Below are 21,344 nucleotides of genomic sequence, written 5' to 3'. Positions count from 1 at the left end.
GGGGCATATTATGAATTTCTGCGGACTTGACGTGGGAACGAGCGGCGTAAAGGCGGTTGTGTTTGATGAACAGGGGACGCAGCTTGCGGATGCGTACCGCGCCTACGAAACAGAATACGACCCGGATGGACTGCGCGGCCTTGACCCGTGCGAAATATGGAAAAAGACAAAAGAAGTGATTGGGGAAGCATGCGCGAAAGCCGGAAAGATTGACGCGCTTGCGGCCGCCTCATTCGGCGAGGCGTTCGTTATGCTCAACGAAAGGGACGAGCCCCTGCACGATATCATGATCTTTACCGATCCGCGCGGCGAGGAAGAATTCCTGCGTGCGGCGCGGGATATTCCGCACGGGGAAATTGCCCGCGTCTGCGGTCTGCCCTTTTCCCCCACATACAGCATTTCCAAGCTGCTTTACCTCAAGGAACGCAAGGCGGAGCTGTACGGCAGGGCAAAGCGGGTTTTATTCATCGAGGATTATGTCGGCTATATGCTCAGCGGCAGTGCGGCGGTGGATTATTCCATCGCGTCGCGGTCCATGCTGTTCGATGCGCGAAGCTGCACATGGAGCGGGGAAATGATGGACCGTTTCGGCATCGACCGGGGCCTCTTTTCGCGGCCTGTGCCCGCGGGCACGGTGATCGGCACGGTGAGCCCCAAAGTGGCCGCGGAGCTGGGCGTGCCCGAAACCATGAAGATCGTGGCGGGCATCCACGACCAGCCGGCCTCGGCAATCGGCACGGGACTCGCGGCGGGCAGCGTCGCCTGTTCCATGGGCACCTCCGAGTGCCTGACCCCCATTTTTACCGGCATATTCCAGCCGGAAGCCATCATGCGGAACGGCCTTTCCAGCGAGCCGGTGTGGGAAAACGGAAAATACTGCACACTCGCCTATAATCCGTCATGCGGCGTGCTGGTCGAATGGTTTTTCAGGACGTTCGCCGCGGCGGAAACGGAAAAGAGCGGACCGCCCTTTGCGCTGTTTGAAGCAAATTTCCCCAAAAAACCGACGAAGCTGATGGTGCAGCCGTATATTACGGGCAGCGGAACGCCGTATCTCGATACGCACGCGCGTTTTGCCCTGACGGGCGCGGGCCTTGAAACAACGCGTTTTGACCTGTATCGCGGAATATTGGAGGGGCTTGCGCTCGACCAATATTTGAACCTCGAGCTGCTGCGCGCGCAAGGCGTCCATGCGGAAAGCCTGACCTGCGTGGGCGGGGGCAGCAAAAGCAGGCCGTGGCTGCAGGTAAAAGCGGACGTGATGCAGCTTCCCGTTTCAACGCCGCTCTGCCGCGAGGCGGGGGCGCTTGGCTGCGCCGCGCTCGGCGCGGTTGCCCTCGGCGTATACGGCTCCGTGGAAGAGGCGGCCGGAAGCATGACCCACATTGTGGATACGCTGGAGCCGAACGGCGAACACCGTGAATTCTATAAGGAGAAATTCGAGGAATACCGCACCCTCCACACACGCCTTAAAAGCGGGGGCTGACCTGCAATAAAAAAGGGCCGCCCCGGCGCCTAAACAGCATCCCGTGACGGCCCTTTTCAGTATCCTTTTTATTTGCCCGACATTCCGGTATAAAGCTCCATGGCTTCCTTTGCGGTACGCATTCCCTCGGTGGAACCCTCGCGCGAAAGGGAGCATGCGGCGGATGCGATTCCAAGCCGGATCGCGTCCTTAAGCGGACGTCCCTCGTAAGCGCCGTACAGCACGCCCGAGCAGAATGCGTCGCCCGCGCCCACGGTGCCCTTGATGTAGCCCTTGGGAAGGACGAGGCTCGGAAGCCGGGTGTAATTCCCGTCCGCATCCATACCAAAGCCGCCCTCCGGGCAATGAATCACAGCCCACGTGGAAACGCCCATTTCAAATAAGCGGCGGAGCGCCTTTTCAAGGTTTTCCTCCAGAAGCGCGTCGTCCTCCGTGCGCAGCGGGACGCCCGTTGCGTTTTGGGCTTCGATTTCGTTGATAATGCAATAGTCCGTGTATTTCAGGGCGGGGGGAACGAGCCGCGCGAAGCGGTCGCCCGTTTCGCTCACAACGTCGATGGATGTTTTGATGCCGTTTGCTTTCGCGTCATGCAGCAGCTTCGCCATCCTGGTGCCGTATTCCGCATGTTCCTCGTCCAGGGTGTCGAGCAGGAGGATGTACCCGATGTGCAGGAGCCCGCAGTCGATGCGGCTCCAGTCAAAATCCTCCTCGCACAGCTGCGCGTTCGCGCCGCGGTACTGGAAGAAGGTGCGCTGCTTGCTGTCGTTTTCACACATCACGGCGGTAAACGAGGTTTTCCCCTCATATACCATTTGATCCGTAGAGATATTGGGGAACTTGGCAAGCTCCTCCATAATGACCCTGCCCTCGGGGTCGTCGCCGATCCGCCCGATTGCCGTCAGGGGGAGCGCCGGATCGAGCCGCGCAAGGTCCATGATTACATTGCACAGCGCGCCGCCTGTGGCCTGCATAATCCCTTCGGTGATGGTGGTGAGCTCTCCTTTGCCGGGATAACGCTCGATCGGATATAAAATATCGATAATCGCATTTCCGGCGACACAAATACCATTTTTCATTTTTTACTCCTCCAGAGAGACCGGCGGAAGCGATAAAAACAATTCGCATGCCGATACAATAGTGTTATAATGATTATAACCTATTTTAATTTGGTAAGCGAACAAAAAGTATGACAGGTTTGCCATTTTTTCAAGATCACTTTGTCACGGGCGGGGAATCTTATGGAATATGAATTCGTAAAACATATCGCGGGAACAAGCCTGAAAACCTTTGTCGTCACCATTAACTGGCGTGAGCTGCACTTCCACAGCGATATGGAGATTTTTTTGGTGCTCGACGGAAGCGTGAATATCGACGACGGCCAGCAGCGGCATTTGCTGAAAAAGAACGATATCTTCCTCAGCAACCGCAACGCCGTGCACAGCCTGCGCCGGACGCGGGAAAACAACCTTCTGATGGTGCTCCAGTTCGATCCGAACCTGTGCAAGGAATATTACCCGCGCATCTCCCGCATAAGGTTTAACAAGACGCACATCCTGAAAAGCACATCGCCCGAATATTGGGGCATGTTCCGGGAATGCATGGACAGGATCGTTTCCTGCTATTGCAAAAAAGAAGACGGATACGCGATTGAAATGATGTCGCTCTTAAACCACATGCTGTTCTGTATGCTGCGGTATGACGAATATACGGTGCTCGACGAAAAGACGGCGGCGGCGGAAAACCGCAACAAGACAAGATTGCGCCGCATCATCGAATATATGCGCGAAAATTATATGTACCCCATCACCCTCAAGGAAATCGCGGAGCACGAAAACCTCGATATGTATTACCTCTCCCATTTCATCAAGACGCACCTTGGAATTTCCTTCCAAAACTATTTAAACCGCATGCGGGTCGAACGGGCGGAATACCTGCTGCTGCATACGGACCTCAGCCATATCGATATCTGCATGGAATGCGGGTTTTCGGATTACAAATACCTCAATAAAACCTTTATGAAGGAGTTCGGCTGTACGCCGGGCGAATACCGCAAAAAATACCGCACGAGCACGCAGCGCGTAGACGAACAGAATGAACAGCATACGGTCATGGAAGTAAGCCGTGCACTGGAATTCCTGGGCGGGCGCGGCGTTCTGTGATGCGCAAAGCTGTCCCAGAAAAATAGCAAAGATGTCCCGGAGATAAGGGGCGGGATTTCCTATAATAAACAGAAGCGACAAGCCAACAGAAAAATCCATAGACAAATGAATAGGAGGGATTGTAACATGGCTAAATTCAGATTTACAGTAGGACCGTGGAACGTTCACGAAGGAAATGAAACGTTCGGACCGGGAATCCGCCCGTCGATTCCGCTCGAGGAAAAGATTAAGACATTTGCAGAGATCGGCATGGACGGCGTACAGTTCCATGATGACGACGCAGTTCCGGATATGAATAACATGACCGAGCAGGCGATCATCGATTATGCCAAGGATGTAAAGGCGATGCTCGACAAATACGGCCTCTTTGCGGAATTCGTTGCGCCGCGCCTGTGGTTCGACGCACATACGAACGACGGCGGCTTTACGGCAAGCAGGAAAGAGGACTATGATTTCGCAATCTGGCGCGCGCTGCGCTCGGTCGATATCGCGAAAGCGCTCGGCACGAAAAAAGTGCAGCTTTGGCTGGCACGCGAAGGCACGCTGTGCGCGGAAGGCAAGAACCCGGTGGAAAAGATCATCCAAATGCGCGACGCGTTTGATACGATCCTGAAATATGACCCGGACGTACAAATCCTGATCGAGCCCAAGCCGAACGAACCGATCGACAGGAGCTATTGCGGAACGGCGGGGCATGCCCTCGCGGTCGGCGCACAGACGGTTGACCCGTCCCGTGTGGGCCTGTGCATCGAGAGCGCGCACTCCATCCTCGCGGGGCTCGACCCGGCGGCCGATATGGCGTTCGCCATCGCGTGGGGCAAGCTGTGGGGCGTTCACCTCAACGACCAGAACGGCATCCGTTACGACCAGGATAAGACCTTCGGCGCGGAGAACCTGCGCGCAGACTTCAACCAGGTCAAGGTGCTGTATGAAAACAACTTCGGCGACAACGGCGAATGCGTGGGTCTCGATGTAAAGGCAATGCGCACGCAGCCCGCGGAAGACTGCTACCGCCACATCATCAACAGCAAGCGCACGTTTGAGCTGCTGCTCGAAAAGGTTAAGAAGTTCGATTACAAGTTCCAGGAGGAATGCGTAAAGACGCAGAACTTCGAGAAGCTCGAAATGTATGTGATCGAGCTGCTGCTGAACGGCTGAACTGAACCAGTAAAAAAACAAAAGCATTGACCGGAGACGGCCAATGCTTTTGCTGTTATAATGGAATTACAGCCAGTGCGGCAAAAGATTGCAAGGAAACAGCGGAGGAAAACGGACAATGAAACAAGCGGTAATGTACGGCGCGGGGAATATCGGCAGGGGCTTTATCGGGAAAACGCTTTCGGAAAGCGGATACGAGGTCTGCTTCCTCGATATCGTGCCGGAGGTAATCGAGGCGTTCAACAAGGACCATGAATACCGGGTGCGCGTCGTCTCAAACGAGGGAGAGCGGCTGGATACGGTCGGGAATGTACGCGCGGTAAACGCGAACACGGAGGAAGCGATTAAAACCATCGCGGCGTGCGACATCATGGCGAGCGCGGTAGGCGTGAACGTACTCCCGCATATTGCGGAGAATATTGCAAAGGGCATGCGCCTGCGCATGAAGGAAAGCGGCAGGCCGCTTGATATCATCCTTGCGGAAAACCAGCTCGATGCGGATAAAATCATGCGGGGATATATTTACCAGTATTTAAACGAGGACGAGAAAAAGTGGGCGGACGAAAACCTCGGGCTGGTGGAAGCGTCCATCGGCCGCATGGTGCCCCCGCTTTCGCCGGAGGACCGCGCGGGCGATCCGCTCCTCATTGCGGTGGAGCCGTACTGCCAGCTTCCCGTCGACAGGGAAGCCTTCCGCGGGGGAATCCCGGATTTGAAGGGGCTCGTCCCGTATGCGCCCTTCTCTTTCTATATCCGGCGCAAGCTGTTCGTGCACAATATGGGCCATGCGGTTTGCGCATACCTCGGCTGGCTGAAAGGATATGAATATATCTATGAGGCGGTGGCGGACGACGCAATCAAAAACACCGCGCAGGCCGCTATGGACGGCAGCGCGGCGGCGCTTTCAAAGGAATACGGCGTGCCGGAAAACGAGCTCAAAGAGCATGTGCGCGACCTGCTGTTCCGCTTTGGCAACAAGGCGCTCCGCGACACGACGGTGCGCGTGGGCGCGGACCCGGTGCGCAAGCTGCGCCGTGACGACCGCCTCGTGGGCGCGGCGCTCTACTGCATGGAGCAGGGAATCGATCCTGAAAATATCGTCGTCGGGATCGCCGCGGCGCTCCGTTTCGCGCCGGAAGGCGATAAGGCGGCGGCCGGGATACAAACGGCGCTGAAAACAGACGGCCTTGACGCGGTGATCGAAACGTATATGGGCATCCCGGCGTCGGGAGAGCTTGCCCGGCTGATCCGGAAAGAAATGGCATAACGGTAAAAAAAGGACTGTTCCCCCAAAATTTTATGGGAAACAGTCCTTTTTATTTCCGTAGGGAAATTTGCAGTTTGTTTTCCCGTGCCTTATTCTGAGCACGACTCACCGCGTTTGCGGTTTAAAAGGTAATCCATTTCCGCATCGGAAATTTCCACATTGTATGCCTGCGCAACGCGCTCGATGTCTTCCGGCGTTTCACATTCCTTGAGTGCGCCGAGGATCAGGTCTTTGTTCACTTCGTTGATATGGTCGAATATTTTTTCAAACATTTTGTTTACCTCCGTTCCTATATCATTCGTGGACACAAAAGGGCGCGTTCTAACAAATGTTTTGGAAATTTTTCGGGAAACCGGTAAAAGGCGTTCCGGAACGGCGGGAGAAGGGTTCCCGGAAAATACCGTTGAATTACGGCGGAAACAACGGTAAAATAGTATCCGGAAAACGGAAGGATGCTGTTTATGAAATTAATTCCCGGAAAAAAAACGGATTCCCGTCCCGCGGGAACGGTAAAGAAAGCGTTTTTAGCGGCCTTCCCCAATACCATCCCGATCCTCGCGGGATTTTTGTTTTTGGGGCTTACCTATGGTATTTATATGAACGTATCCGGCTTCAGTTTCTGGTATCCGATGCTGATGAGCCTGACCATTTTTGCCGGTTCGATGGAGTTTGTGGCGGTGAACCTGCTGCTGGGGGCGTTCAATCCTTTGCAGGCGCTGGCCATGACGCTGGTGATTAACGCGCGGCATTTGTTTTATGGAATTTCCATGCTGGACCGGTATAAGGGGACGGGGTGGAAAAAGCCGTACCTTATTTTCGGGATGTGCGACGAAAGCTTTTCCATCAATTACACCGCCAAAATTCCCCCGGATGTGGACCGCGGCTGGTTCATGTTTTTTGTGACCTTCCTCAACCATATGTATTGGTTTACCGGTTCGACCCTGGGCGGGATTTTCGGCTCCCTGATCCATTTCAATACCGAAGGGCTCGAATTTGTAATGACGGCCATGTTTGTCGTCATTTTCCTCGAGCAGTGGCTGAAGGACAAAAACCACACCAGCGCGCTCCTCGGGCTGGGGCTGTCGCTCCTGTTCCTGGTTGCGTTCGGGGCGGATAACTTTATCGTTCCCGCCATGCTTGCGATTCTCGGCATCCTGGCGCTGCTCAAAAAGCCCCTTGCGAAGGGCGGTGATTCCGCATGACGCTGGCGCAGCAAATTATTACGGTTGCAATGGTCGTTGCGGGCACGATGCTCACGCGTTTCCTGCCCTTCCTGTTGTTCCCGGCGGGAAAACCCACGCCCAAATTCGTCAAATACCTAGGCAGGGTGCTTCCGGCGGCGGTGTTCGGCCTGCTGGTGGTCTATTGCCTGAAGGACGTTTCCATTTTCGCGGGCAGCCACGGCATTCCCGAATTGATTTCGATTGCCCTCGTTGTGGGACTGCACCTGTGGAAACGCCAGATGCTGCTCTCCATTGCGGGCGGTACCATTTGCTATATGCTGCTCGTGCAGTTCGTGTTTTAAAACCGGAAGTAACAAGGAGGAAAGATATGGGAAGAAACGAAGGCGCATGCCTGATATGCGGGGAAGCCCTGGAATATTTCAGGGAAGCGCAGGAAATGGAATGCAGTATCTGCCATAAAAAATATACCGGCTATGCAAGCTGCAGGCATGGGCATTATGTATGCGACCGGTGCCATGAAGAAAAAGGTCTTGGCGCGATCGTGGAACAATGTGGAAAAAGCACGCTTAAAAATCCCGTTTCCATCATACAGGCGGTGATGGAGAATCCCTATATCTATATGCACGGGCCGGAGCATCATGTTTTGGTGGGCGCGGCTCTCTTGACAGCTTACCGCAATTCCGGCGGACAAATCAACCTGGATGCCGCGCTGCGGGAAATGGAATCGAGGGGAAGCGGATATCCCGGCGGCGCATGCGGGCTGTGGGGATGCTGCGGCGCTGCGGCCAGCGCGGGAATGTTTGTCAGCATTGTTACGGAGGCAACGCCCCTCAGCAGTAAGCCGTGGGCCCTTTCCAACCAAATGACGGCCCGGGCGCTTGATGCGATTGCAGGACTTGGCGGTCCGAGGTGCTGTAAACGGAATTCCTTTACGGCAGCAAAAGAGGCCGTCCTGTTCACAAGGAAAAACCTTGGGATCGCGATGGAGCTGCCCGAAAAGATACAATGCGGTTTTTCAAATGAAAACAGGCAGTGTCTTGGAAAAAATTGTCCTTATTACGGGCCGGGGACGGACCGGCGGGAAACGGACCTTAAGCAGGCAGGCTTTGCACGGTAAATACGGGCAGGACAATATAGAAGAAAAAGACGCGGCCCATTTGCGGGCCGCGTCTTTTTTACATCAGCGTTCAGCAAAGCGCCTTAAGCAGCAGCTTGTAAGCGTTGTCCATTGCGTTTTTAAGCGTCTCATCCGTCGGAGGGTTCATCCGGCAGCGCGCGTGCACAAAACTCATGAGAGCGGCGGCAAATACGCTGTAGGTATATTCCTCATCGGAAAACGGCGGAAAAAGCCCTTCCGCGACGCCCGCCTGCGCAAGCTGCATCACCTTGCCGCGGATCATGGCAAGATACCTCCACGCAAACGACATATCTTCGCCCATCAGCTGTTTCATATCCCTGCCCCCGAGGTTGAAAAGGAGCAGGTGGAAATCCGAGCGCTCGTTCGACGCAATTTCATGCGCAATGCGCAGGACGGTATAGCATTTGTTTTTGAAGCCCTCCGCACGGTTCATTTGCTCGAAAATGTCATGCATCTGCGTATCGATGCTGTAGACGATGGTGCGGGCAAAAATGTCCTCCTTGGTGTCGAAATAGTTATACAGCGTGCCCTTGCCAATGCCCGCTTCCCGTGCGATATCGGACGTCTTGATTTCCACGATGCTCATGCCGCCCGAAAGGAGCCGCAGCAGCGCGCGCATGATAAGAAGCTCTTTTTCCTTATAAGACGGGGATGTCATCGTCTAATCCCTCCTCGATTACGACCGGTTTCAGGTCTTTTTTATTCAGGATATCGTACAGCACGGGCACGAAGAACAGCGTCATAAACGTTGCGTAAATGAGGCCGCCGATGGTAACGATTGCCATAGGCTGGAGCATTTCCGCACCCTGCCCCATGCCGAAGGCAAGGGGCGCAAGGCCGAGGATAGTGGTGAGCGCGGTCATCAGAATCGGGCGAATACGCGCTTTCCCCGTCTTCACGAGCGCCTCGCGTTTTTCCATGCCCGAAAGCCGCAGCTGGTTCACATAATCCACAAACACGATGCCGTTGTTGACCACGATGCCCGCGAGGATCAGGAATCCGAGAAGCGCGATCATGCTGAGGTCGGAGCCTGTCATCAGCAGGGCCAGCAGCCCGCCCGTAAACGCCAGCGGAATGGTGAAGAGGATGATGAAAGGCGATTTCAAGGACTGGAACTGCGCCACCATAATGAGGTAGATCAGCACCACCGCCAGCATGAACATATAAATGAGGTTTGTAAAGGTGTCCGTGATCGTCTGGTTTTCACCCTCGATCTCCACCGTATACCCCACGGGAACGGAATATCCCGCCAGCTTCGCCGAAAAATCCCTGCTCACAAGGCCGATGTTGTGGTCTGTGTCCACGCCTGCCGTAACGGACATGGTCCGCACCTGTCCGACATGGTTGATGGAGGAAAGGCTCTGCTCCTGCGAAATATCGGCGATTTCCGAAAGCTTCACGTCCGTATCCTCGCCGTCCTTGGTGCCCTTGAGCTCGAAGTCCTTAAGGGTTTCGAGGGATACGGTGTCCGCGGGGCTGTTTTTCACGATTACCGGGTAATCCTCCGCCTCGAAGGTAACGGTGGTCGCCGTCGTACCCGCGGAAACCTCCGCCGCGACCTGCTGGTAAACCTGCGCCGTAGTGAGCCCAAAGTCCATGGCCTTGTTCTTATCGACCACGATGCGCGTTTCCATGGTCGCGTCCGAAAGGCCGTCGTCGATATTTGTGAGGCCCTCCGTTTCCTGCATCATGCCGGAGACGTCCTGCGCGATCTCTTTTAAAGTGTCGAGGTTGTCGCCCTTGATTGCGACCTCGAGGCCCGAGCCGGAAAGCGCGGACATATCCATCGTGGAATCGCTTACGTCCACCGTGGCGGGAAGGTCCCGGACGGCGTTCCTCATATCCTCCGCAATTTCCGCGCTGGACTCCGTACGCTCGTCCTTCAGCAGGGCGTACATCATCATAGTGGTGTTGTTTCCGCCGCCGGAGGACATGCCCATAGTCGACATAACGCCCCCTTCCATCGCGCCGATGGTTTCCACACCCGGGATTTCGGTCAGGCGGGCCAGCACCTCGTCGCTCATATCACGCGTTTCCTGCGTGGTGCTGTCTTCGGGCATTTCCATGGTTATCATGATTTCAGAGCTGTCCATCTTTGGCATGAGCGACGTGCCCATCGTAAAGATGTTCGACACGCTGAACACAAACAGGCCGATCACGATTACAATCACAATCCATTTGCGCTTCAGCGCGCCGGAAAGCAGCTTTTGGTAGCCTGCGGTAAATTTATCAAACAGCGGATGCTTTTTCTCCTTGGTCTTTTTGAGCATGGTGGAGCCCATGGCAGGCACCAGCGTCAGCGCGATAATCAGGCTGGCGAGCAGCGAGAACGCGATGGTAAGGCCCATATCGGAGAAAAGCTGGCGCGTAAGGCCCTCGGTAAAGACGATGGGCAGGAATACGCATATTGTGGTCAGGGTGGAAGCGAAAATTGCCCCCGCGACCTGCTGGGCGCCCTTAACCGCCGCCTTCGCCGGTGGGACGCCGAGTGAGCGCAGGCGGTAAATATTCTCGATCACCACGATGCTGTTGTCCACCAGCATACCCACGCCGAGCGCAAGGCCCGCGAGGGAAATAACGTTCAGCGTCACGCCGCAGAAATACATCAGCGTCAGCGCCGCGAGCAGGCTGAACGGAATACTGATGGCGACGATGATCGTGGGCTTTATATCCTTTAAAAACAGGAACAGGATCAGGATTGCGAAGATGGCCCCGAGAAGCAGGTTGTTAAGCACGGATTCAAGTACAATGCCAATGTACACGCCCTGGTCGGAAAGGGCGGTAAGGTGTACGGCGGGGTTGTCCGCTTCGACCTGCTTCATGACCTCGCCGATGCGGTCCGAAACGTCGGTGGTAGACGAGGTGCTTTGCTTCTGGAAGGTAAGCAGGATGCCGTCATTGCCGTTGATTTTGGCGTACATATCGTCCCGGTTGTCGGTCATTTGCACATCCGCAACATCCACGAGCGTCACAACCCCGATGTCGTCCGCATCAATATTGAACAGCTCCAGGTCCTTGAGCTGGCCGATGTCCTTGAACTGGTCGCCGACCTTGACCAGGTAGCGCTGGTCTCCTTCGCTGATGTAACCGGCAGGCATGGAAAAATTCTGCGCCGCGAGAATCTGGCTCACGGTTTCCTGCGTAATCTTGCCGTCAAGGCCCGCCTGTTTATAGGCGGCGTCCTTCTGGTCTTCAAATTCCTGTTCCTTCTGGGAAAGCTGCGCTTCGCCGCTTGCCAGCTGCCCGGAGGCCTGCGCAAGCTCGTTTGTCAGCGTCATTTTACCCGTTTCAAGCTGGCGTTCGCCCTCAGTGAGCTCGGAAAGCTTTTCTTCGAGCTGCGCCTTCTGGCCGGGAAGCTGGGCAAGCCCCGCCTCGATCTGGGAAATGCCGTCGTTGAGCTGGGGAAGCCCCGCTTCGATTTGCTGGAGCCCCGCCTCAAGCTGGGGAATGCCCTCCTGTAATGCCGCAAGCTGCGCGGTAAGCTCGTCCGGCACGGGCTGTCCCGCCGCCACCAGGGCGGCAACCTGCTGCTCGAGCGCGGGCAGCGCGGTTTTTGCGTCCGCAAGCTGCGCCTCGAGGGCGCTTTTCTGTGTTTCGAGTTCCGTACGCTGTGATTTCAGGTCCGCAAGCTGCGCTTCAAGGTCCTTCTGCGCCTGCGGAAGGCTTGCGAGGGCCGCCTCGATCTGGTCCTTGCCCGCCGAAAGCTGGAGGCCCATGTCCACAAGCTGCTGGGACTGCGTCTGGCCCATGGATTTCACCTGCTGCTTGCCGCTCTCGATCTCGGCCTTGGCGTCGTCTATTTTCTCCTGCGCTTCGGCGAGCTTTTCGTCTACGGACGCGAGGACGCGGCGGTTGAGTTCGTCGATTTTTTCCTGGCTTAGGGTGACTTCGATGGAATCTTCCACAAGGCCGGTCGCGGTCACGGAGGCAACGCCGTCAATGCGCTCGAATTCGGGAAGGATGGTGTCCGCCACGATTTTCGACGTCTCCGTAATGTCTTTGCCGTCGATGTCCACACTGGCGACCATAACGGGCATCATATCCGGGTTGAGCTTGATCAGCGTGGGCGTGCCCACCGCATCGTCAAAGTTCGCCTTTACTATGTCGATGTTGCCGCTCATTTCGATCATGGCGCTGTCCATGTTGGTTCCCTGGGTGAATTCCAGGAGCACCATGCTTGAATTTTCGTTGGACGAACTGGTGACGGTTTTCACCCCGCTTGTGGTGGAAAGGGTCTGTTCAAGCGGCTTCGTGACCGTTTGCTCGATTTTTTCCGGGCTTGCGCCGGGGTAGGTGGTGAGGACCATCACATAGGGAAGGTCCATTTTGGGAAGCAGGTCCGTGGTCATGCTCGTAAACGAGATGAAGCCAAGGATGCACACCAAAACAACCACCACAAAGATGGTCATTGGCTTTTTGACACTGAATTTTGACATTGCCGTTCCTCCGTTGCCGTTTTAATAAATTTATCTCAAACTATAAATCCAAAATCAATGCGGCGCGGCCTGCCGGTATCCGCACTGCTTCGCCGCCGGGCGAGCCTTCCATCCTGCGATAGGCCGGGCCGCCGTTTTGCCCGCTGCGGGCACCGCCGTCCGCGAAACCTGCCGCCGGTTGATTGCCGGGCACGCTTCTGACTGACTGGTCAGTCTTGTCACATTATAACGCAGGAACGAGTATAACGTCAATGGGGAACCGCGCCAAAATGAAAAATGCATCTTAAGATTATTTTCATAAAAAGTTTACAGCATGATTTCGGGATTATTGTTATAATGAAACAGACATCAGGGAATCAGGAGAAGAATTATGAAACGGATTTTATCGGTGATTGTGGGAGTGATGGTTGTTGCGGGCGTTATGGCTGCATGCGCGCCTGCGGATGAAGCGCCCGCGGTTACGCCAGTCATGGAGTTTTCTTCGGAGGATGAAATGTCGCAGCAGCTTGGCTTTTCGATGGTGACGCTGTCGATTGAAGGCTATGAGGCGAAAAACTACCAGGTGCTTGACGGCGAGCTTGGGCAGATTATCTATGAAAATGCGGACGGCAGGGTGCTGCGGCTGCGTGTGAAAAAAGTAAACGACGATATTTGCGGCATCGAGGGTGCAAAAGACGGCGGCATGCATAAAATCGGAAACCATGATACATGGCTGGGATATCTCGAGGGCACGCAGATTGCCCAGTGGGGCGACGACGGCTTCACCTATTGCCTGATCGGCGAAGGATTCGGAAGCTTTGGGAAGGAGCCCTTCCGTGCGGCGGCAGCGGCGCTTGAAGAGCAAATCGAAGCACAAAAAGAACAACAATAAAAACGGAAGCATAACGGTAAAAGCCGCCTCATATGAGGCGGCTTTTACCGTAAACGGTTATTAATTTCGGGCCCATACCGGCTGCGGCGGAGGAAAGGCCGGGCAGTATGAAGAAAATGTTATTCCAAATTTGCATGGTGTTTCCATAGCAGTTTCATGTCCAGCTTTTTCCTGTCGATAATCATTTTTGCCAGCGCATCCCCATAAAGGAGGACGCACTGTTCAAACAATGACGTCATGGGCTGCACGGAATGCAGCTCATCCGGCAGGGCAAGCTTTGTCTGAACGGGAATTCGTATAAACATATCGGCTAAATGGGATAATGTGCTGTCGGGGTTCGAGCCGATCAATCCGATCCTTACGCCCATCTTATTCGCTTTTTCGCTGATTACCACAGGAATCGCACTTTCACCGCTGCCGGACGCAACGATAAGAAGATCGTCGGGCGTGATTGCGGGCTCGTTGATTTCCCCTACGAAATATGATTCGATGCCAATATGGTTAAACCGCTTGCATATTGCCTGCAAAGAAAGCAGGACGCGCCCTACGCCGACAAAGAATACTTTTTTTGCGGTTACGATGGCGTCTACAAGCTTTTCAGTATCCGATTCATCGATTTTTGACAAAGCAAAACTGCATTCGTCAACAATTTGTTTCTGAACAGATGTATATTGCATGGTTATTTTCCTTTATCGCTTTTTCACGCAATTACTCCAAAACTGGTTCGACGGTTGGCGCAAACGCGACCTCAACGCCGAGGTTTGTCAGGATATTGCGTTCCTCGGGAGAACATTTATCATCCGTAACGATCAAATCAATGTCTCCAATATCACAAATTTTATAGAAACAGGTTTTATTTAATTTGTTATGGTCGCAAAGCAGAATTACCTTTTCAGCACTCTGCGCAATGCGCTGCTTTATGATGGACCTTGTCGAATCGGCAGTCATCGTTATGGTGATGCCGTCGGCTGTCAGCCCATTTGCGGACATCAGGTAATAATCAGGATGGATATTATCGTAATATTCCAGCGTCCGCGCCGAATCGAACGTATCGGCGGTAATATTATAGGTCCCGCCCGGAAGAGAGAGATAGACATGCGGATTTTTGGACAGCGCCTCCGCATTGAGCAGGGAGTTGGTTACTACGTTGATATCAAAGGGCAGCTGCGCGATTTGGCGCGCAAGGGCGAGGCAGGTCGAGCCCATGTCAAGAACAACAGACTGGTTTGGCTTGAGGATATTTGCAACGACGTAAGCTGCGATCGCCTCTTTCTCTTCGTATGCATATTCGAGATGCTCCGACATCGGGATGCAGCCGTACGTGTCATCCAGAGTCTTGGCACCGCCGAAAACGCGTTTAATAAGCTTCAGATGATCCAATTCACGCAAGTCGTTGCGGATTGTCGCCTCGCTGCATTTTAATTCATCGCAAAGTTCCTTATTGCTCATGGATTTATGCTTGAGCAGCAGAAATAAAATCCTGTTTTGCCGAATTCCTTTTTTAGAAAAAGCATAATCCTGTAATTCCAGTCTTGCCGCCTTATTGTTATCAGCCATTTTTATATACCTCGACATATTGATTTGGTGGGAAATCCATGCATTGATTACAATTACAATATTATAGATAACCACAAATCATGTCAAGAATTCGCCTCCCAAATCGATAAGAATTTTACTGATTTCATATTGAATTTGTTTTATTCAATATAAGATATGCAGTAAATTGTACAAATCTCTTACCGGGTCTCAATTGCGGTTAATCCGTCATGCGCGCCCGGAGCCAATCGGCGCCTTTTCTTGTAGCCTCCTCGGGATGGTATTCGTGCGGGGAAATCATCTCCAGCGTTACATATTGATCGTAACCAATTGCGTCGAGAGCATTCATAACGCCTTCAAGGTCCATTGTGCCTTCCCCGGGAATCAAGTGGTCGTGCGGCTCGCCGACGATACAATCGCTTATATGCAAATGAACGATATTTTCTTTCCCCAGATTACTGATTAGCGTGTCTATATCTTCATTGCAAAATTCCAGACAAAGCGTATCCACCATACCGCGCAGAGAAGGGGAGCCTACATCATGCAGCATCCTGGCAATATCGGCGCTGCTATTCAAAACGGTAAAAAGCTTGTGGGCGGATTCCATAGCAATCGTAACGCCATATCCTTCCGCAATATGCGCAAGATAGGAAAGCGCCTCGACAGAACGCTGCCATACGATATCGCGGTCCTCGTCAAGCAGCGCAAAGCCTGCGTGAAACTGGACAAGCGGCGATTCCAGTTCGCTTGCATATTGCAGGACCTTTACATAGGTTTCAATGCTGCGCTTCCTTGCGAAAGGATTGGCGGCGGCAATATTAATGGGATACATGACCTGCTCCGGTGTCAGGCAGACGGGATGCATTCCATAGCTTCCGAGGTCTTTTTTCATTGCCGATACTTCGGGGAGCCCAACATCGTCGATGTGGAAATGCGGGTCGCAGCAATAGAGCTCTATGGCTTCCGCGCCAAGCTTGTGCAGCGACTCGAGCGTATATTTCCAAGAGTGCTTATAGTACGGATAATTCGACAGGGCCAATTGACTTTTTTTCATGGTTTATTTCTCCTTTTGTTTTTTTGTGTTCCGGCGAATATATGTTATAGATACTTCTCAATAAACTGGTCGACGTCCGCCGCGGAAGGAACCGACGGCAATCCGCCGTACCGTGAAACGCAGATGGCTCCGGCGGCATTTGCTTTCCGGATGGCTTCCTCTATGCGGCAGCCTGCCGCCAGGCAGACCGCGAGTTCGGCGGTAAAGGAGTCCCCTGCGCCTGTGGAATCGACGGCCCGTACCTTAAAGGAAGGATACAGCCGTCCGCAATGCCCGTCATAATAATATGCGCCGGTGCTTCCCCACTTGAGAACGATGCGCTTTGCGCCCGTTTCCTCAAATAATTTTTGCGAAGCGGCTAAAGCATCCCGTTCCGTTTTAACCGGAATTCCCGTCAAAGCTTCCGCTTCATGCTCGTTTGGGGAAATCATAAAAATGTTCCTGAATCGTTCCAGGGGGACGCGCCTTGGCGGACCGGGATCGAGTATGACGGGAATATTTTTTCGGGAGGCCATTTCGTAGGTATAAAAGACGGTTTCGATCGGTATTTCAAATTGCATCATTACCATATCGAAATTTGTCTGGGAAAGCGCTTTTTCGACAAGCTCAGGGGACGCCTTAAGATTGGCGCCGAGCACTGTTGCACTATGATAGCTGTTATCCTTCAGCATCAGCATAAAGGTTAATCCGGTTTGTTCCCCAGGGCACGTATTGATATATTCCGTACGTACACCCAAACGCTTAAGCTCGGCGATTTGTTCATTTCCATAGGCATCCTGCCCGATACATCCCGCAAGATAAGGCGTTGCGCCCAAGCGTGCCAAGGCTCCGGCCTGGATAGATGCCTTTCCTCCGTTTGCATGCTCGTAGCGGGCATGGACCATGCCGTTGCCGTTCATACCCTCTTCCTGCATATCCTGATAAATGATATCGTGGTTGATGCTTCCGACAACAAGGATTCTTGGTTTTTTCATAGATACCTCTTTTCTGCAGCGGAGCTTGCGAAATTATATTTTCAATATAACCCAAAAAATTATCGATTGTCAAGTAAATATTAGCAAAACGATAAAAAAACGATAATTTATCAAGAGAAAATGCGGCAAAAAGATTAAAACACGGTTGTAAATTAATAAAATTATTAAAAAAGTATTGACAAACGAAAATAATTTTATTAGAATTCTGGGTGAGATCACGAAAAACGATAAAAAACCAAGTTTTCAAATTTTAATTCAATATAAAATTCGCAAAATGAAAATAAAACAATAGAAATACGATAAAATATGGCGACGTTATAGCGGAATCACTAATATTCGGATAGGAGTACAGATTATGAATGCGGTTTTATTCATGAAAAATATCAGCAAAAGCTTTCCCGGCGTAAAGGCGCTTGACAATGTGAGCATCGATATACGGGCCGGTGAAGTGCATGCGCTGGTTGGAGAGAATGGCGCGGGAAAATCGACATTAATGAAAATACTTGCAGGCTTATACCACGCGGATTCGGGCGAAATCATCTTAGAGGGAAAACCGGTAAAATTCCACCGTACCGTCGATGCGCTGGAACACGGGGTTGCCATGGTACATCAGGAGCTTATGCCCGTCATGGAAATGACCGTTATGGAAAACATTTACCTGGGTAGGGAGCCGGTTGCCAAAATAGGCGGCCTTGTGAATCGAAAAAAGATGCTTGAGGATACGAAAAAGCTGCTGGCGGAGTTTCATCTGGAAGTCAATCCCAGAACCAAGATGAAGGAATTAAGCGTTGCCCAAATGCAGCTTGTGGAAATCGCAAAGGCCGTTTCGCGTTATGCAAAAATTATCATTATGGATGAGCCGACCTCGGCCATCACACAAAAGGAAAGCGATCACCTATTTGAACAAATCAGGAAATTAACGAAAAACGGCGTTGCTATTATTTATATTTCCCACAAGATGGAAGAGATATTTGATATTTCAGACAGGATTACCGTTTTGCGCGACGGAACAAAAATCAGTGAAAACAGGAAAGAGGACGTGACGGTAAACAGCTTGATTAAAGACATGGTGGGCAGGGAAATGAATATGATGTTTCCGGAAAGCCTTTCGGAGCCGGGAGAAACATATTTTACAGTAAAAAATTTCTGTGTGGATCATCTTTTGTATGACGTCGGTTTTTCTGTGAAACGCGGGGAAATACTGGGAATTGCAGGACTGATGGGCGCGGGCAGGACGGAACTGGTGGAAAGCATTTTCGGGATGCACAAAATCAGCAGGGGAACCATAGAAAAGGATGGAAAAACAATCCTGGTCGGCAAGCCGCTTGACGCGATCAAAAACGGGATTGCCATGTTGCCCGAGGACAGGAAGTTGACCGGCCTCAACCTTATTGCTTCCGTAAAAGACAATATGTCTATTGTCAGCCTGTCGGATTATACGAAATTCGGCCTGGTGGACCGCCGGAAAGAAAAAAATGCATGTGCGGAGATGGTGCGCAAATTAAATGTTAAAACACCGGGCCTGTCCCAAATTGTGGAAAGCCTTTCAGGTGGAAACCAACAAAAGGTAGTAATAGCGAAATGGCTTTTGACAAACAGCGACGTTATCATTTTGGACGATCCCACCCGTGGAATCGACGTCAATGCAAAATATGAGATTTATACCGTAATCAGGGAGCTGGCCCGGCAGGGAAAAGCAATTATCATGATTTCCTCTGAAATGCCGGAAATTATCGGCATGTGCGATCGCGCGGTTGTGATGTGCGAGGGCAGGATTACGGGGACGCTCAACAGGGATGAACTTACGCAGGAACGTATTATGCGATTTGCTTCAGGAATTACCCAATAAATTAACATTTTGACTGGAGGTATGCACAATGAACAATTCATTGTCAAAGAAAAACACTCTCTCGATATCTAAATTTGGTATCTACATTGCATTTGCAGCGGTATTCATTATTATCAGCATCGCGACCCCGAATTTCCTGACGGGCGCGAACATGATGACTGTGCTGAGGCAAATTTCATTCAACGGCATGGTGGCGCTCGGCATGACCTTCATTATTATTACCGGGGGTATCGACCTTTCGGCCGGGGCGATGCTGTGCCTGGCGGGACTTGTATCCGCCCACTACTCCGTCAGCGGAGCAGCCGATGAATCGCCGATCCTGCTGGCCATTTTGGCCGGCGTAGGCGTCGCCGCATTGTTTGGTCTGATTAACGGCCTGCTTATCGCGAAGGGAAAGCTGCCCGCATTTATCGTGACAATGGGTATTATGACGATTATACGGGGTATCAGCCTCGTATATTCCGACGGCCGGCCGATTACAAACCTGAACGACTCCTACAAGGCGATCGGGCAGGGCTTTGTCGGCGTAATACCGACGCCGGTCGTAATCTTTATCGTGCTGATTGTGCTTTCGGTTATTGTATTGCATTATTCAAAATTCGGCCGACATGTTTACGCCGTCGGCGGCAATAACCGGGCAGCGGTTGCCGCCGGTATCAACGCGGACAGGGTAAGGATTCTTGCATATGTAATAGGCGGCGTTATTTGCGGTATTGCCGGCGTGGCGCTGACTTCAAGGCTGAATGCGGCCTCTCCGCAGGCTGCCGACGGATATGAGCTGGATGCAATCGCGGCGGCTGTTATTGGCGGATGCAGCCTCTCCGGCGGGCGGGGAAATGTTCTTGGAACGATTATCGGGGCGCTGCTGATCGGCGTAATCGGCAATGGACTCGATATACTGAACGTCTCCTCTTACTACCAGCAGATTGTAAAAGGCTGCATCATTGTAATCGCGGTTTTCCTCGACCGGAAAAACAATTCGGAAGTTTAATATCGCCCGGTTTATCCGGCCGCAAACAAGCGGCCGACAATAAATAATAAATTACAGGAGAAGAGAAATGAAAAAAAGTATGAAAAGCATTCTAACCTTGGCATTGGTTGCCGTTATGTGCGTGGGGCTGTTTGCCGCATGTTCGCAGCCGCAGACAACCGGAGACGAGCCTGCGGAAACGGAGTCCGCCGCAGGAACACCTGCCGCAGAAGAACCGTCGGCTTCCGGCAGCGCGGATAATACCGGCGCGGGAAACGATATTACGGCGAAGATAGGAATCACCTTCCAGGATTTGAGCAACGAATTTGTCGCAAACGAGAAAAAGGCACTGACGGCCTATGTGGCGGAGAATTATCCGAACATTGAATTGCTCATCCTTGATGGCGCGGGCGATGCGTCAAACCAGGTCGGCCAGATGGAAAACTTCATCAACCAGGGGGTGGATGCGATTATCTGCAACCCCCAGGAAAGCACGGCCCTGCAGCCTTCCTATGAAGCCGCAATCGCCGCGGGGATTCCGGTTGTTTCGGTCGGAACCGATATTAACGAAAAAGTCGGTCAGGTGTGGAGCAGTTGCCCCGATATTCCGGGCGCTGAAAAGCAGGTTGAATATATGACGTCCCTGTTTGACGACGACAAAGTAATCGACGTCGCAATTATGCGCGGGGTAATTGGGCACCAGGCGGAAATCCTGCGTTCGGAGGGATACGACAATGTGATAAACCAGAACCCCGACAAATATAACATCGTATTCGATCAAAGCGCAAACTATTCCCGTGAGGAAGGACTGGCGCTGATGGAAAACTGGCTTTCCAGCGGGAAAAACATTGATGCCGTAATCGCCCAGAATGATGAAATGGCCCTTGGAGCGGCAGAGGCCGTTAAAAGCGCGGGACTCCAGGATCAAATCAAGATTTTCGGGATCGACGGAATTGAAGACGCCGTAAACGGCGTAAAGGACGGAACGCTTTCGGCGACGCTTTATCAGGATGGGACACAGATTATAACGAATGCCTTTGATCTTGCACTGAAGTCCATTCAGGGCGAGGCGGTATCCGATATTGCGATCGACCAGCAGCTTTGCACAAAAGACAACGTACAGGAATTCCTTGACAAGATTAAGTATCTTGCAGACCTTCCTTCGTAATACGCGCGAGACAGGAGCAACCTGTGGATAATCCGGCGTCCGGAAGCTATAGCGGACGCCGGGTTTCAAAAGAAATACGGAGAGGAGTTTAAAT

The 21,344-nt window shown here is 52.6% G+C and carries 20 protein-coding genes; 11 read left to right on the top strand and 9 right to left on the bottom strand.

Going from position 1 to position 21,344, the window contains the following annotated elements; all coding sequences use genetic code 11:
* Positions 1–10: 10 nt before the first annotated feature.
* On the top strand, positions 11–1,486 hold the full coding sequence (locus BBD38_RS05425) for an FGGY-family carbohydrate kinase (RefSeq protein ID WP_066685567.1): 1,476 nt from the start codon (positions 11–13) through the stop codon (positions 1,484–1,486).
* Between the two features lie 68 nt (positions 1,487–1,554).
* Here BBD38_RS05425 and BBD38_RS05420 read toward each other — a convergent pair whose 3' ends face one another.
* Positions 1,555–2,562 carry a carbohydrate kinase family protein gene (locus BBD38_RS05420; RefSeq protein ID WP_066685565.1) on the bottom strand — a complete coding sequence of 336 codons (1,008 nt, stop codon included), beginning with the start codon at positions 2,560–2,562 and terminating at the stop codon, positions 1,555–1,557.
* Positions 2,563–2,724: 162 nt separating this feature from the next.
* On the opposite strand from BBD38_RS05420, the gene BBD38_RS05415 reads away from it, so the two are divergent.
* From BBD38_RS05415 to BBD38_RS05405, 3 genes are all read left to right on the top strand, one after another.
* Positions 2,725–3,645: an AraC family transcriptional regulator gene (locus BBD38_RS05415; protein WP_066685563.1), complete on the top strand. Its 921-nt coding sequence runs from the start codon at positions 2,725–2,727 to the stop codon at positions 3,643–3,645.
* Positions 3,646–3,771: 126 nt separating this feature from the next.
* Positions 3,772–4,803 carry a TIM barrel protein gene (locus BBD38_RS05410; RefSeq protein WP_066523512.1) on the top strand — a complete coding sequence of 344 codons (1,032 nt, stop codon included), beginning with the start codon at positions 3,772–3,774 and terminating at the stop codon, positions 4,801–4,803.
* Between the two features lie 118 nt (positions 4,804–4,921).
* The gene (locus BBD38_RS05405) at positions 4,922–6,070 is read left to right on the top strand and encodes a mannitol dehydrogenase family protein (RefSeq protein WP_066685556.1); all 1,149 of its coding nucleotides are present in this window, start codon (positions 4,922–4,924) and stop codon (positions 6,068–6,070) included.
* A gap of 89 nt (positions 6,071–6,159) precedes the next feature.
* Here BBD38_RS05405 and BBD38_RS05400 read toward each other — a convergent pair whose 3' ends face one another.
* Positions 6,160–6,342: a hypothetical protein gene (locus BBD38_RS05400; protein WP_066685554.1), complete on the bottom strand. Its 183-nt coding sequence runs from the start codon at positions 6,340–6,342 to the stop codon at positions 6,160–6,162.
* A gap of 189 nt (positions 6,343–6,531) precedes the next feature.
* Here BBD38_RS05400 and azlC point away from each other — a divergent pair, with 189 nt between their 5' ends.
* From azlC to BBD38_RS05385, 3 genes are read left to right on the top strand one after another with little or no spacing between them, the layout of a single operon-like run.
* Positions 6,532–7,272 (top strand): azaleucine resistance protein AzlC, encoded by a 741-nt coding sequence (azlC, locus tag BBD38_RS05395; protein WP_066685939.1) that lies wholly within the window; start codon positions 6,532–6,534, stop codon positions 7,270–7,272.
* Positions 7,269–7,595: a branched-chain amino acid transporter permease gene (locus tag BBD38_RS05390; RefSeq protein WP_066685553.1), complete on the top strand. Its 327-nt coding sequence runs from the start codon at positions 7,269–7,271 to the stop codon at positions 7,593–7,595. Before azlC ends, BBD38_RS05390 begins: the two co-directional genes overlap by 4 nt.
* A 26-nt stretch (positions 7,596–7,621) precedes the next feature.
* Positions 7,622–8,371, top strand: coding sequence for a DUF5714 domain-containing protein (locus BBD38_RS05385; protein WP_066685545.1), 750 nt, complete (start codon positions 7,622–7,624; stop codon positions 8,369–8,371).
* Between the two features lie 70 nt (positions 8,372–8,441).
* On the opposite strand, the gene BBD38_RS05380 is transcribed toward BBD38_RS05385, so the two are convergent.
* The 3 genes from BBD38_RS05380 to BBD38_RS14665 are packed head-to-tail and all read right to left on the bottom strand — an operon-like array spanning position 8,442 to position 13,080.
* A complete protein-coding gene (locus tag BBD38_RS05380; protein ID WP_066685540.1) occupies positions 8,442–9,050 on the bottom strand; it encodes a TetR/AcrR family transcriptional regulator in 609 nt (202 codons plus the stop codon).
* A complete protein-coding gene (locus tag BBD38_RS05375; RefSeq protein ID WP_066685539.1) occupies positions 9,031–12,828 on the bottom strand; it encodes an efflux RND transporter permease subunit in 3,798 nt (1,265 codons plus the stop codon). Before BBD38_RS05375 ends, BBD38_RS05380 begins: the two co-directional genes overlap by 20 nt.
* A gap of 54 nt (positions 12,829–12,882) precedes the next feature.
* The gene (locus BBD38_RS14665) at positions 12,883–13,080 is read right to left on the bottom strand and encodes a hypothetical protein (protein WP_172807767.1); all 198 of its coding nucleotides are present in this window, start codon (positions 13,078–13,080) and stop codon (positions 12,883–12,885) included.
* A gap of 118 nt (positions 13,081–13,198) precedes the next feature.
* Between BBD38_RS14665 and BBD38_RS05370 the strand changes: the two genes are divergently transcribed.
* Positions 13,199–13,699, top strand: coding sequence for a hypothetical protein (locus tag BBD38_RS05370; protein ID WP_066685538.1), 501 nt, complete (start codon positions 13,199–13,201; stop codon positions 13,697–13,699).
* Between the two features lie 119 nt (positions 13,700–13,818).
* Here the strand turns inward: BBD38_RS05370 and hxlB are convergent, their stop codons facing one another.
* The 4 genes from hxlB to BBD38_RS05350 form a co-directional block, all read right to left on the bottom strand.
* The gene (gene hxlB / locus BBD38_RS05365) at positions 13,819–14,376 is read right to left on the bottom strand and encodes a 6-phospho-3-hexuloisomerase (RefSeq protein ID WP_066685537.1); all 558 of its coding nucleotides are present in this window, start codon (positions 14,374–14,376) and stop codon (positions 13,819–13,821) included.
* A 31-nt stretch (positions 14,377–14,407) separates the two neighbouring features.
* The gene (locus BBD38_RS05360; RefSeq protein WP_172807766.1) at positions 14,408–15,256 is read right to left on the bottom strand and encodes a DeoR/GlpR family DNA-binding transcription regulator; all 849 of its coding nucleotides are present in this window, start codon (positions 15,254–15,256) and stop codon (positions 14,408–14,410) included.
* A gap of 199 nt (positions 15,257–15,455) precedes the next feature.
* Positions 15,456–16,289 carry a sugar phosphate isomerase/epimerase family protein gene (locus BBD38_RS05355; protein ID WP_066685535.1) on the bottom strand — a complete coding sequence of 278 codons (834 nt, stop codon included), beginning with the start codon at positions 16,287–16,289 and terminating at the stop codon, positions 15,456–15,458.
* A gap of 44 nt (positions 16,290–16,333) precedes the next feature.
* On the bottom strand, positions 16,334–17,263 hold the full coding sequence (locus tag BBD38_RS05350) for a ribokinase (protein ID WP_066685534.1): 930 nt from the start codon (positions 17,261–17,263) through the stop codon (positions 16,334–16,336).
* A 355-nt stretch (positions 17,264–17,618) separates the two neighbouring features.
* Here BBD38_RS05350 and BBD38_RS05345 point away from each other — a divergent pair, with 355 nt between their 5' ends.
* The 3 genes from BBD38_RS05345 (at position 17,619) to BBD38_RS05335 (ending at position 21,250) form a co-directional block, all read left to right on the top strand.
* A complete protein-coding gene (locus BBD38_RS05345) occupies positions 17,619–19,112 on the top strand; it encodes a sugar ABC transporter ATP-binding protein (protein ID WP_066685532.1) in 1,494 nt (497 codons plus the stop codon).
* A 28-nt stretch (positions 19,113–19,140) separates the two neighbouring features.
* Positions 19,141–20,103 carry an ABC transporter permease gene (locus BBD38_RS05340; protein WP_066685531.1) on the top strand — a complete coding sequence of 321 codons (963 nt, stop codon included), beginning with the start codon at positions 19,141–19,143 and terminating at the stop codon, positions 20,101–20,103.
* Positions 20,104–20,170: 67 nt separating this feature from the next.
* Positions 20,171–21,250 (top strand): substrate-binding domain-containing protein, encoded by a 1,080-nt coding sequence (locus tag BBD38_RS05335; RefSeq protein WP_066685530.1) that lies wholly within the window; start codon positions 20,171–20,173, stop codon positions 21,248–21,250.
* Positions 21,251–21,344 lie beyond the last annotated feature (94 nt).

It is taken from the genome of Christensenella intestinihominis (assembly GCF_001678845.1).
Taxonomy (GTDB): domain Bacteria; phylum Bacillota; class Clostridia; order Christensenellales; family Christensenellaceae; genus Christensenella; species Christensenella intestinihominis.
This window is presented reverse-complemented; position numbering and strand designations above follow the sequence as displayed.

Coding starts and splice junctions, on each gene's coding strand:
- BBD38_RS05425 (WP_066685567.1), top strand. CDS start 11: ATGAATTTCTGCGGACTTGACGTGGGAACGAGCGGCGTAAAGGCGGTT.
- BBD38_RS05420 (WP_066685565.1), bottom strand. CDS start 2,562: ATGAAAAATGGTATTTGTGTCGCCGGAAATGCGATTATCGATATTTTA.
- BBD38_RS05415 (WP_066685563.1), top strand. CDS start 2,725: ATGGAATATGAATTCGTAAAACATATCGCGGGAACAAGCCTGAAAACC.
- BBD38_RS05410 (WP_066523512.1), top strand. CDS start 3,772: ATGGCTAAATTCAGATTTACAGTAGGACCGTGGAACGTTCACGAAGGA.
- BBD38_RS05405 (WP_066685556.1), top strand. CDS start 4,922: ATGAAACAAGCGGTAATGTACGGCGCGGGGAATATCGGCAGGGGCTTT.
- BBD38_RS05400 (WP_066685554.1), bottom strand. CDS start 6,342: ATGTTTGAAAAAATATTCGACCATATCAACGAAGTGAACAAAGACCTG.
- azlC (WP_066685939.1), top strand. CDS start 6,532: ATGAAATTAATTCCCGGAAAAAAAACGGATTCCCGTCCCGCGGGAACG.
- BBD38_RS05390 (WP_066685553.1), top strand. CDS start 7,269: ATGACGCTGGCGCAGCAAATTATTACGGTTGCAATGGTCGTTGCGGGC.
- BBD38_RS05385 (WP_066685545.1), top strand. CDS start 7,622: ATGGGAAGAAACGAAGGCGCATGCCTGATATGCGGGGAAGCCCTGGAA.
- BBD38_RS05380 (WP_066685540.1), bottom strand. CDS start 9,050: ATGACATCCCCGTCTTATAAGGAAAAAGAGCTTCTTATCATGCGCGCG.
- BBD38_RS05375 (WP_066685539.1), bottom strand. CDS start 12,828: ATGTCAAAATTCAGTGTCAAAAAGCCAATGACCATCTTTGTGGTGGTT.
- BBD38_RS05370 (WP_066685538.1), top strand. CDS start 13,199: ATGAAACGGATTTTATCGGTGATTGTGGGAGTGATGGTTGTTGCGGGC.
- hxlB (WP_066685537.1), bottom strand. CDS start 14,376: ATGCAATATACATCTGTTCAGAAACAAATTGTTGACGAATGCAGTTTT.
- BBD38_RS05360 (WP_172807766.1), bottom strand. CDS start 15,256: ATGGCTGATAACAATAAGGCGGCAAGACTGGAATTACAGGATTATGCT.
- BBD38_RS05355 (WP_066685535.1), bottom strand. CDS start 16,289: ATGAAAAAAAGTCAATTGGCCCTGTCGAATTATCCGTACTATAAGCAC.
- BBD38_RS05350 (WP_066685534.1), bottom strand. CDS start 17,263: ATGAAAAAACCAAGAATCCTTGTTGTCGGAAGCATCAACCACGATATC.
- BBD38_RS05345 (WP_066685532.1), top strand. CDS start 17,619: ATGAATGCGGTTTTATTCATGAAAAATATCAGCAAAAGCTTTCCCGGC.
- BBD38_RS05340 (WP_066685531.1), top strand. CDS start 19,141: ATGAACAATTCATTGTCAAAGAAAAACACTCTCTCGATATCTAAATTT.
- BBD38_RS05335 (WP_066685530.1), top strand. CDS start 20,171: ATGAAAAAAAGTATGAAAAGCATTCTAACCTTGGCATTGGTTGCCGTT.